At 70.6% G+C, this 11166-nt stretch carries 7 protein-coding genes and 2 pseudogenes; 8 read left to right on the top strand and 1 reads right to left on the bottom strand.

Going from position 1 to position 11166, the window contains the following annotated elements:
- Positions 1 to 149: 149 nt before the first annotated feature.
- The 5 genes and pseudogenes from tkt to BJF85_RS22265 form a co-directional block, all read left to right on the top strand.
- Positions 150 to 2266 (top strand): annotated as a pseudogene (tkt, locus tag BJF85_RS22280) (transketolase); the annotation flags it as partial.
- A 226-nt stretch (positions 2267 to 2492) separates the two neighbouring features.
- Positions 2493 to 3080, top strand: coding sequence for a 6-phospho-3-hexuloisomerase (gene hxlB, locus BJF85_RS22275; RefSeq protein WP_222844634.1), 588 nt, complete (start codon positions 2493 to 2495; stop codon positions 3078 to 3080).
- 63 nt (positions 3081 to 3143) lie between these two features.
- Positions 3144 to 4124 (top strand): class II fructose-bisphosphatase, encoded by a 981-nt coding sequence (gene glpX, locus BJF85_RS22270; protein ID WP_075849980.1) that lies wholly within the window; start codon positions 3144 to 3146, stop codon positions 4122 to 4124.
- Positions 4121 to 4375, top strand: coding sequence for a hypothetical protein (locus BJF85_RS30645; RefSeq protein WP_255375854.1), 255 nt, complete (start codon positions 4121 to 4123; stop codon positions 4373 to 4375). The genes glpX and BJF85_RS30645 overlap by 4 nt, the downstream gene beginning before the upstream one ends.
- Positions 4369 to 5502, top strand: a complete 1134-nt coding sequence (locus BJF85_RS22265) for an ATP-dependent 6-phosphofructokinase (protein ID WP_255375853.1) — start codon at positions 4369 to 4371, stop codon at positions 5500 to 5502. The genes BJF85_RS30645 and BJF85_RS22265 overlap by 7 nt, the downstream gene beginning before the upstream one ends.
- Before the next feature lie 39 nt (positions 5503 to 5541).
- Here BJF85_RS22265 and BJF85_RS22260 read toward each other — a convergent pair whose 3' ends face one another.
- A complete protein-coding gene (locus BJF85_RS22260; protein ID WP_075849978.1) occupies positions 5542 to 6363 on the bottom strand; it encodes an IclR family transcriptional regulator in 822 nt (273 codons plus the stop codon).
- A gap of 296 nt (positions 6364 to 6659) precedes the next feature.
- Here BJF85_RS22260 and mtrA point away from each other — a divergent pair, with 296 nt between their 5' ends.
- The 3 genes and pseudogenes from mtrA (at position 6660) to BJF85_RS22245 (ending at position 10975) form a co-directional block, all read left to right on the top strand.
- Positions 6660 to 7337, top strand: a complete 678-nt coding sequence (mtrA, locus tag BJF85_RS22255) for an MtrAB system response regulator MtrA (RefSeq protein WP_075849979.1) — start codon at positions 6660 to 6662, stop codon at positions 7335 to 7337.
- Between the two features lie 7 nt (positions 7338 to 7344).
- A pseudogene (gene mtrB / locus BJF85_RS22250) lies at positions 7345 to 9029 on the top strand (MtrAB system histidine kinase MtrB).
- On the top strand, positions 9026 to 10975 hold the full coding sequence (locus BJF85_RS22245) for an LpqB family beta-propeller domain-containing protein (RefSeq protein ID WP_075849977.1): 1950 nt from the start codon (positions 9026 to 9028) through the stop codon (positions 10973 to 10975). The pseudogene mtrB and the gene BJF85_RS22245 overlap by 4 nt, the downstream one beginning before the upstream one ends.
- The last annotated feature ends 191 nt before the right edge of the window (positions 10976 to 11166 follow it).

The raw sequence follows: 11166 nt of genomic DNA, 5'->3' as shown, positions 1-11166 counted from the left end.
TCGGCGCGGTCCGCAAGGCCGGCGCCACCGTCGCCGTGGCCGGCAGCGCCATCTACAGCGCCGCCGACCCCGCCGAAGCCGCCAGCCAACTCCGCAAACGCGCCAACGCCTGACCACCGACGAACCGACACCAACAGGAGTGCGTTTCGATGGCAGCAAACGAATCGGTCTCGGAACACCGTGTGACCCAATCGGCGGACGAGGTCGTTCGCCTGACCACCAAACGGATCCCCGGCGACTGGTCCGAATTGGACCAGCGCGCGGTGGAGACGGCCCGGGTGCTCGCCGCGGATGCGGTCGAACGGTGCGGCAGCGGGCATCCCGGCACGGCGATGAGCCTGGCTCCCGCCGCGTATGCGCTGTTCCAGCGGGTCATGCGGCACGATCCCGCTGATGCGCAGTGGATCGGCCGGGACCGGTTCGTGCTGTCGGCCGGACATTCGAGCCTCACCCTGTACATCCAGCTGTTCCTTTCCGGCTACGGTCTCGAGCTCGACGACCTGAAGGCCTTGCGCACGTGGGATTCGCTCACCCCCGGCCACCCCGAGTACGGGCACACCACGGGCGTCGAGACCACGACCGGTCCGCTCGGTCAGGGACTGGCCAACGCCGTCGGCATGGCCATGGCGTCCCGTCGTGAGCGTGGCCTGTTCGACCCGGACGCCGAGCCGGGAACGAGCGTGTTCGACCACCAGATCTACGTGATCGCCTCGGACGGCGACATCGAGGAGGGCGTCACGTCGGAGGCGTCCTCGCTGGCCGGGACGCAGCAACTCGGCAACCTCACGGTGATCTACGACAGCAACGAGATCTCGATCGAGGACGACACGCACATCGCGTTGTCCGAGGACACCGCCCTGCGGTACGAGTCCTACGGCTGGCAGGTGCTCACGGTGCACGGCGGCGAGGACGTGGCCGGCTTCCTGGAGGCCGTCGAACAGGCCAAACAGGAGACCTCCCGGCCGACGCTGATCGTGCTGCGTACCGTGATCGGCTACCCGGCGCGACCAAGATGAACACCGGCAAGGTGCACGGTGCGGCGCTGGGCGGCGAGGAGCTGGCGAGCCTCAAGCGCGCCATCGGTTTCGACCCCGAGCAGAGTTTCCAGGTCGACGGCGACGTGCTGAGTCACGCCCGCGAGGTCGCCGTGCGCGGCAAGGCCGACCACGAGAAGTGGCAGGTCGAGTTCGACGCGTGGGCGCGGAGCAACCCGGAGCGCAAGGCGCTGCTGGATCGCCTGCGTGCCCGCGCACTGCCGCGTGACTGGGCCGCGGAACTGCCGGCGTGGGAGCCCGACCCGAAGGGCGTCGCCACCCGGAAGGCCTCGGCCGCGGTGCTCGCGAAGCTCGGTGATGCCCTGCCGGAGCTGTGGGGCGGCTCGGCGGACCTGGCCGAAAGCAACAACACCACGATCGAGGGGGCCGACTCCTTCGGTCCGGCCGAGATCTCCACCAACGCGTGGAAGGCCCAGCCCTACGGGCGCACGCTGCACTTCGGCATCCGTGAACACGCGATGGGGTCGATCCTCAACGGCATCGCCCTGCACGGCGGAACCCGGCCGTACGGCGGCACGTTCCTGATCTTCAGTGACTACATGCGGCCCGCGGTGCGCCTGGCCGCACTCATGCGACTGCCCGTCGTCTACGTGTGGACGCACGACTCGATCGGCCTCGGCGAGGACGGTCCGACCCACCAACCCGTCGAACAGCTGGCGTCGCTGCGCGCCATTCCCGGGCTGTCGATGGTGCGGCCGGCCGATGCCAACGAGACGGCGTACGCGTGGCGGGCCGTGCTCGAGGACACCACGGGCCCGGCCGGGCTGGCGCTGACGCGGCAGAACGTGCCGACCCTCGAGGGCACGTCGGCGGGCGGGGTCGCCCGCGGCGGCTACGTCCTCGCCGAGGCATCCTCGGGCAGTCCCGAGATCGTGCTCGTCGGCACCGGCTCCGAGGTGCAGCTGGCGGTCGAGGCCAAGGCCGTGCTGGAGGCGGACGGGGTGCCCACGCGGGTCGTGTCGATGCCGTGTGTGGAGTGGTTCGACCGACAGGACCGGGCGTACCGCGAGAAGGTGCTGCCGCCGTCGGTACGGGTCAGGGTCGTCGTCGAGGCCGGGATCGCCCAGCCCTGGCACCGCTTCGCCGGGGACGCGGGTGAGATCGTCTCGCTGGAGCACTTCGGTGCGTCCGCCGACTTCGCGACGCTCTACCGTGAGTTCGGCATCACCGCCGAGGCCGTCGTCGCAGCGGCCCGCCGCAGTCTGCGGTCGTCCGCGCGGGCTGAGATCCCCGCGGACCGACCGCGTACCAGTATTCGTTATCCAAATCACGCGATAATCGTTGCCAATGCCGTGAACCTTGCCGCCCGCCGAGTCGGTGACCCACCATTGTTGTGACCTTCTCGGCCACCCGGAGGACGGTTTGTTCCGGGGTTCGTCATTTCTGTCGGGCGGGCCTGGTCGCTCTCGGCCGGTTTCGAAAGTGGAGGTAATACCGTTGACCAAGTCGATGCCGAAGCAGTTCGACGAAACACTTTTCTCGGACGCGACGCGTGCCGTCGTGGGTGAGGTGGACAGGGTCAGCGCGGCGGTGCAGTCCGCGGCGTGGATCCGCGCCGGAGCGCTGCTGCTCGAGGCGCCCGCGGTGTTCACCATCGGGACCGGCCGCAGCGGCCTGGCCCTGCAGATGGCCGCGATGCGGTTCATGCACCTCGGCCTGTCCACGCACGTCGTCGGTGAGACGACCGCCCCGGCCATCGGGCCGAACGACGTGCTGGTCGCGGCGTCGGGATCCGGGTCGACCAAGCGTGTGGTCCGCGCCGCCGAGACCGCCCGCGAACACGGTGCCGAGGTCATCGCCCTGACCACGGCCCCCGGGTCCGCACTCGCCAGGGTCGCGACGGAGGTCCTCGTCGTGCCGGCCGCGGACAAGCAGGACTTCGACGGGAACGCGTCCGTCCAGTACGCGGGCAGCCTGTTCGAACAATCGGTGCTGCTGATCACCGACGCGCTGTTCCACGCGTTGTGGAAGACGAGCGGAACGCAGGCGCGGGAACTGTGGCGCCTGCACGCGAATCTCGAGTGACGCGTGCGCGCGTCTGTCGGGCGTGGTTCATCTTTTTTCGCCGAATCTGAGTAGGAGACAATGATGGCGTCTCGGAGCGAGATCTCGCCGGTGAATCACGACGACATTCACGTGTTGGAGGCGGTCGCGGTGGAGGCCACCCGGAAGGCCGCGGTGGCCAGTTACGCCTGGGTCGGTCGCTACGACCAGGACGCGGCCGACGCCGCCGCGACGAAGGCCATGCGGGAGGCGTTGGCCGCGGCTCCCGGCCGCGGCACGGTCGTGATCGGGGAGGGCGAGAAGGACGACGCCCCGATGCTGTTCAACGACGAGGTCGTGGGCACCGGGGCCGGTCCCGAGTTCGACATCGCCGTGGACCCGCTCGAGGGAACATCGTTCTGTGCCAAGGATCTTCCCGGTGCGCTGGCCACGATCGCGTTCGGCGAGCGGGGCACGTTGTGGTCGCCGGGGCCCGGGTTCTACATGGACAAGATCGTGGTGCCACCTGCGGCCAAGGACGTCATCGACCTCGACGACCCACCGGAGCGGACGTTGGCCAAGGTCGCCGAGGCGCTCGGGAAACCGGTCGGCGACGTGCGCGTCATGATCATGGACAAACCGCGGCACAAGGAACTGATCCAGCGTGTCGTGCGGGCCGGTGCCTCGGTGCAGACGCCCGCGGGCGGCGACGTCGGCGGAAGCCTGGCCGTGCTGCTGCCGACGCTCGACGTCGACCTGCTACTCGGCGTCGGCGGCACCCCCGAGGGCGTCATGACGGCCGCGGCCGTCGGTGCGCTCGGCGGCGGCATGCTGGGCCGGCTCGCCCCGCAGCGGGACGAGGAGGCCGATGCCATTCGCGCAGCCGGCATGTCGCTCGAGCGCATCTACCGCTGCGACGAGCTCGTCACCGGGGACGCCTTCTTCGCCGCGACGGGCGTCAGCGGTGGCCACCTCCTGGGACGTCCGCAGATCGAGGAGGGCGTGGTCGTCGCCGAGTCGCTCCTGATCTCGCGCAACCAGATCCGCCGCATCAGCCACACGACGTTCGATGAGGAGCTTCGGTGACGCTGCAGTTGGACGATCTCCGTGTCCGCCGTCTCGGCGAGTGTCGGTACGACTCGCCGCTCTCCGAGATGCTCACGACGAAACAGACCTCGCCGCACTACGTCGCCGAGGGCGACCGGGTGCTGCTCGAGGACACCGTGTCGATGCTGGTCGAGCACGACCTGCCGCCGGACCAGGTCCCGAGCTTCGAGGCCGCGGGCCCGCGCAAGAAGATCTATTTCGACCCGACGTCGTCACCGCGGGAATCCTGACGTGCGGCGGGCTGTGCCCGGGGCTCAACAACGTCATCCGCGGGCTCGTGCAGGAACTCGCCGTGCACTACAAGGTGAAGCGGATCGTCGGGTTCCGGAACGGACTGCGGGGCCTGACCTCCGAGTACCGCGACGACACCGTCGAGCTGACCCCGGAGCACGTGCGCGACATCCACCACTCGGGCGGCACGATCCTGGGCAGCTCGCGCGGCAGCCAGGACCCCGACGAGATGGTCGACAGCCTCGTCGAGCACGGCGTCGACGTCCTGTTCGTCATCGGCGGTGACGGCGGCATGCGCGCCGCGACGTGCCTCAGCAAGGCGGTCGAGGCGCGTGGGCTGGACATCGCGGTCCTCGGCGTGCCGAAGACGATCGACAACGACCTGCCCTTCACCGACCAGTCGTTCGGGTTCCAGAGCGCGTTCGCCAGCGCGATGGACTTCATCTCGTCGGTGTCGGTCGAGGCCGCGGCCAGCCCCAACGGCGTCGGTCTCGTGAAGCTGATGGGCCGGCACTCCGGGTTCATCGCCGCCTACGCCGCACTGGCGGCCAACGGCGCCGACATCGTCCTGATCCCGGAGATACCGTTCGCGCTCGACGGGCCCGACGGGTTGCTGGCCTACGTCGAACAACACGTGCGGGAGAAGGGCTACGTCGTCATCGTGCTGGCCGAGGGGGCGGGCCAGGACCTGCTCGACGAACCGGGCCTGCCCGGCCGGGACGAACGCGGCACCGACGCGTCCGGGAACGTCAAGCTCGGCCAGATCGACGACCTGCTCAAGAAACGCATCACCGACCATCTGACGGAGGTCGGCCTGGCGCCCACGATGCGCTACATCGACCCGAGCTACTCGATCCGCAGCGTCGTGGCGAACGCCTACGACAGCGTCTACTGCCTGCGCCTGGCGCACGCCGCGGCGCACGCGGCCATGGCGGGCCGGACGCAGATCGCCGTCGCCCGCTGGCGGCGACGGTTCGTGCACGTGCCGCTGTCGCTGATGACCAGTCGCCGGAACCGGGTCGACCCCGACGGCGACCTGTGGATGTCGGTGCTGGAGACCACGTGCCAGCCCGCGGAGTTCGGCGTGCCGCGCGAGCTGCGGAGGACCCCCGTCGGGTTCTGCTGAGCAGCGCGTGTGGCTCCGGCCCGCGGCTGACCCCGTGTCTCAGGTGGGGAAGTGGCCGAGCTGGGCCGACAGCTCCATCGCGGCGTCGCGCATCGGGCCGATGATCTGGCGGATGCGCTGGCGGGACAGGCGGTAGGACGGGCCGGAGGCGCTCATCGCGGCGATCACCGAACCCTCGTCGCCGTAGATCGGCACCGACACGGCGTGCAGGCCGAGCTCGAACTCCTCGAAGCAGGCCGCGTAGCCGTCCTCGGCGATGCGCGCCAGCTCGCCCGCCAACTCGTCCGGCGACGTCGTGGTGCGCGGGGTGTACTCCTCGAGGCCCTGCTGGAGCATCTCGCGGCGCTGGCCGGGGTCCATGAACGCCAACAGGACCTTGCCGCTGGACGTCGCGTGCAGCGGGGTGCGGCGGCCGGTCCAGTTCTGCGCCGTGATCGACGCGGACCCGAACGCCTGGCTGATGTTGATCGCGATACCGCCGTCGGAGACCGCGATGTTGACCGTCTCGCCGAGCGAGTCGGCCAGGTTCTGACACGTCTGGTTGCCGAGTTTGGCCAGGTCCATGCGGTTGGTCGCGGCGCCGGCGAGGCGGACGATGCCCAGGCCGATCGTGTACTTGCCGCGGTCGCTGACCTGCTCGACCAGGTTGCGCATCTCCAGCGCCGACACCAGTCGGGACGCGGTCGACTTGTGGACGCCGAGCTCGTCGGCGATCTCGGTGATGCCCACTTCGCCGTCCTTGGCGAGGTGCTCGAGGATGCTGACCGCCCGGTCGACCGACTGCACCGGACTCTTCGGCTCAGCGGACTGCGAATCGTCGGAGTTCCGGGCGGCATGAGGGGCAGCGTCGGAGTTCCGCATAACGCAACACTAGCCGCATTGTCGACGAGAATCGCCCCGTTCGGCGGTAGATGTGAGTTATTACCTTGTTAAGACTCCGTCCGCGTCGATGTCGCGGGCGCCGGCTGGTATGTCCGGATCATCCGACTCGGCCGGACGCACCAACCGGCCCGCCTTCGCGCGCGGGCCGGCGCGCCCGTTCGACGCACCCCGGGGCCGCCACACGGCAGTCCCACGGCACCTCCGCCGCACCCGGCGGACACGCCGACGTCGGGTCTCTCGCAGCGTCGCAGGCCACAGGTGCGAATATGGTCGCCATGAAGGCACGTGTGCTGGTCGTCGACGACGACCCCGCTCTCGCGGAGATGCTGACCATCGTCTTGCGCGGTGAGGGCTTCGAGACCGCGGTGGTGTCGGACGGTTCCCGGGCACTGCCGGCTTTCCGGGAGATGAAACCCGACCTGGTGCTGCTCGACCTCATGCTCCCCGGGATGAACGGCATCGACGTCTGCAAGGCCATCCGCGCCGAGTCGGGCGTCCCGGTCGTCATGCTCACCGCCAAGAGCGACACCGTGGACATCGTGCTGGGCCTCGAGTCCGGCGCCGACGACTACGTGGTGAAGCCGTTCAAGCCCAAGGAGCTCGTCGCCAGGGTGCGCGCCCGGCTGCGTCGCAACGACGCCGAGCCCGCCGAGTCGCTGACCATCGGCGATCTGGCCATCGACGTCCCGGGGCACCAGGTGACGCGGGCCGGCGAGCCGATCTCGCTGACGCCGCTCGAGTTCGACCTGCTGGTGGCGCTCGCGCGCAAGCCGCGTCAGGTGTTCACCCGCGAGGTGCTGCTCGAACAGGTGTGGGGCTACCGGCACGCGGCGGACACGCGGCTGGTGAACGTCCACGTACAGCGCCTGCGGTCGAAGGTCGAGCGGGACCCGGAGCACCCCGAGGTCGTGTTGACCGTGCGCGGTGTGGGCTACAAGGCGGGCCCACCATAATCGTCGTATGAAGCAACGCCTGACCGCGCTCGGCAGGAGACTGCTGGCGCTGGCTCGCCGGGGCGCGGCGTTCGGGCGGCGCAAGAGCACCGCGTTCGGCGAACTGTGGCGGCACTCGCTGCAGTTCCGCGTCACGGTCTCCACGCTCGCCATGTCGGCGGCCGTGGTGTTCGTGCTGGGCATGGTGCTGCAGAACCAGATCACCGACCGGCTCATGACGACCAAGGAGGACGCCGCGAGCGCGCAGCTCGAGGTCGTCGTCCGGTCGGTCGAGGGCGAGCTCGTCGGCGACGCCGGGCAGGACGACCAGCTGCGCGACCGGTTGACCAACGCCGTCAACCGCATCACCAGCAGCTCCATCGCCACCCAGGACGCGGCGAGCTCCGCGGCGGGCGCGTTCGAACCCGTCCTCGCAGCCGGCGATCCCGACCAGCCCGCGAACCGCATCATCTCCGCCGGACCGTACGAGAAGGTCTCCGACCGGCTGCGCAGCTTCGTCGAGAGCAACACGCGCGCCAAGGAGTTCCACACCGCGGCGGGCACGACCTACCTGGCCGTCGGCGCGCCGATCACCACGACGACGCGACCGCTGCAGCTGTACCTGCTGTTCCCGCTGACGTCGGAGCAGAACACGGTCACCACGGTGCAGAGCACCCTCGTCGTGGGCAGCTTCGCGCTGCTGGCCCTGCTGGCGGGCATCACGAACATCGTCGTGCGCCAGGTCGTCCAACCGGTGCGCCGGGCCGCGGGCGCCGCCGAGCAGTTCGCCCACGGCGACCTGGACCGAAGACTCGAGGTGGTCGGCGAGGACGACCTGTCCAAGCTCGCCGTGTCGTACAACGAGATGGCGGCGAGCATCCAACGGCAGATCCAGCAGCTCGAGGAGTTCGGCCAGCTGCAACGCCGGTTCACCTCCGACGTCTCGCACGAGCTGCGGACGCCGTTGACCACGGTGCGCATGGCCGCCGACGTGCTGCACGCCTCCCGCGAGCAGTTCCCCGCCGGTCTGGCACGTTCGACGGAGCTGCTCACCGACGAGCTCGACCGGTTCGAGCAACTGCTGGCCGACCTGCTGGAGATCTCCCGCCTCGACGCGGGCGCGAGGAGCTGTCGCCGGAGGTCGTGGACCTGCGGCCGATCATCGAACGCGCGGCCGAGCAGGTGCACGCGCTGGCCGACTCGACCGGCAGCCCCATCGAGATCGACGTCCCCGACCGCGAGATCACCGCCGAGGTCGACGCCCGCCGCATCGAACGCGTGCTGCGGAACCTGCTGGCCAACGCCGTCGACCACGGTGAGGGCCGGCCCGTGCGTGTCCGCCTGGCCGAGACCGAGAACGCGCAGGGCTGCGACGGGGCCGTCGCGGTCACGGTGCGCGACCACGGCATCGGGCTGCGCCCGGGGGAGGGCGAGCTGGTGTTCAACCGGTTCTGGCGCGCCGACCCGTCCCGCAACCGGCGCACCGGCGGCACCGGCCTCGGCCTGGCCATCAGCCAGGAGGACACGCGGCTGCACGGTGGCACACTCGACGCGTGGGGCGAACCGGAGCGCGGCTCGTGCTTCCGCCTCACGTTGCCGCGCCGCGTCGGTGGGGAGTACACCGAGAGCCCGTTGCCGCTGCCGCCGGAGGACCACGTGCCGTCGGCGGCCGGCGACGACACCGAGGCGCCGGCGGAGGAGGAGACCGTATGAACGGCATGTTCGGCCGCGCGCGGACGGCGCTCGTGATGCTGGTGAGCGCGGCGCTGACCGCGGGCTGCGCCGCGATCCCCGCCGAATCGCACCCCGAGGCCCTGCCCCAGCAGCGGCCCGGACAGCCCACCGACGCCGTGCCCGAACCCGCCCCCGGACTCGACCCGCTGACGCTCGTGCGCGAGTTCGTCGAGGCCAGTGCCGAACCGGCTGCCGACTACGCGGCCGCCCGTGCGTACCTCTCGCAGCGCGCCCGGCAGCAGTGGCACCCCGACCAGAACGTCGCCGTCATCGAGGACGAGTTCAGCACCGTCTACGGCCAGGCCGCACCCGACGTCCCCGACACCAGCGCACCCGACACCGACGCCGAGACACCCCGCCCCACCGAGGACGGCGACGGCGGAGGCAACGGCGGTGGTGGCAACGGCAGTGACAACGGTGACGACGGGGGCGGTGACAACGACGCGGCGGGTCCCCAGGAGACGACGCGGCCCGCGCCGCCGCAGCAGACCTCCGAGCCGACCGCCACGTCCGGCCCGCCCGAGCAGGTCGTCACCGTCCGCGGCGGCCACGTGGGCAGGCTGGGTGTCGACGGGGCGTTCATCCCGTCCGACGAACCGGTCGCGCAGAGCATCCTGCTGCGCCAGGAGGAGGGCGAATGGCGCATCGTCGACCCTCCGCGCAGCATCACGATCACGGCGTCGGACTTCGAGGAGACGTACTTCCGCGTGCCGGTGTACTTCACCGCGCCGGAGGCGAACGTGTTGGTGCCCGACGTGCGCTACGTCGTGGCCCGGCCGCAGTCCGGACTGCCCGCCCGGGTCGTCGACCTGCTGCTGTCCGGACCGTCGTCCGGGCTCACCGGCGCCGTGCGCAACCCGCTCGGCGACACGGCCTCGCTCGAGACCAACGTGACCACGACCCGCGACGGCGCGTTGTCCGTGCCGCTGACCGGCGTCGGCGACCGCAGCCAACAGGACCGCGAACTCATCGCCGCGCAGGTCGTCCGCTCGTTGCAGACCGTCACCACGGCGCGCGTCCGGTTGCTCTCGGACGGCGGGCCGCTCATCGACGGGCATGCCGACTGGCGGCCGGGGGAGCTGCCCGCCTACGAGGCGGCCGCGACGCCGAGCTCCGACCTTCCCGGGCTGATGGTGGCCGACGGCCGGGTGTACTCGCTCGGGAGCGGGGCCCCGATCGAGGGGCCGGCGGGAGCGGGCCAGTACCGCGTGCGCAGCGCGGCCCAGTCGCTCGGTGGTGACCAGCTCGCGGTCGTCGAACCGCGCCGCGACGGGGCCCACCTGCGCGTGGGCAACTACGGCGACGCGCTCCAGGAGGTCGACGTCGACGCCGAATCGTTGACGCGCCCGACGTGGTTCCCCTCCACGACCCGCGGCGAGCCGTCCCGGGAGGTCTGGACCGTCTCGGGCGGCGAGAGGGTGTTGCAGGTCGTGCCCGACGGTGACGGCCGGTGGGTCGCCCAGTCGGTCAACTCGGCGGAGATCAGCCCGATGGGGGACATCACCGAACTGCGGGTGTCGCGCGACGGCACACGCGCAGCGATGATCGTCGGCGGCAAGGTCGTGGTGGCCGCGGTGGTGCGCGACTCGGACAGCCGGACGTCGGTGTCGCTGCGAGCGCCGAGGGTGCTGCAGGGCGACGACGTGTCCGACGCCGTGGCGCTCGACTGGCACAGCCAGGACACGCTCGTCGTGGCGACCCGCTCGGAGTCCCGGCCCGTCCTGCGCGTGCCCATCGACGGACTGCGCGTCGACCAGTTCAACAGCTCGAACCTCATCGCGCCGATGCGCGGCATCACCGCCGCACCCGGACGCCCGACCGTCGTCGCCGACTCCACCGGTCTCTGGACCGCGAGCGACCTCGGCGACGTATGGCGACCCCACGACCAGCGTTCCCCTTCCGCCGTCCCCTTCTACCCCGGCTGAGGCGTCAGCACCCCACGTCGCCGTGTCAGCAACCTTCGCGGGCGTGTCAGCAACTCGCGTCGCTGTTTTGGCGATTCGTGGACGTCGTGTCGGCGTTCTGTGGCGTGGTGTTGGCGATTCATGTCGGTGTTTTGGCGTTTCGTGGCGTGGTGTTGGCATTCTGCGCGGGCGTGTCAGCAACTCGCGTCGCT

Source organism: Saccharomonospora sp. CUA-673, assembly GCF_001942305.1.
GTDB lineage: Bacteria > Actinomycetota > Actinomycetes > Mycobacteriales > Pseudonocardiaceae > Prauserella.
This window is presented reverse-complemented; position numbering and strand designations above follow the sequence as displayed.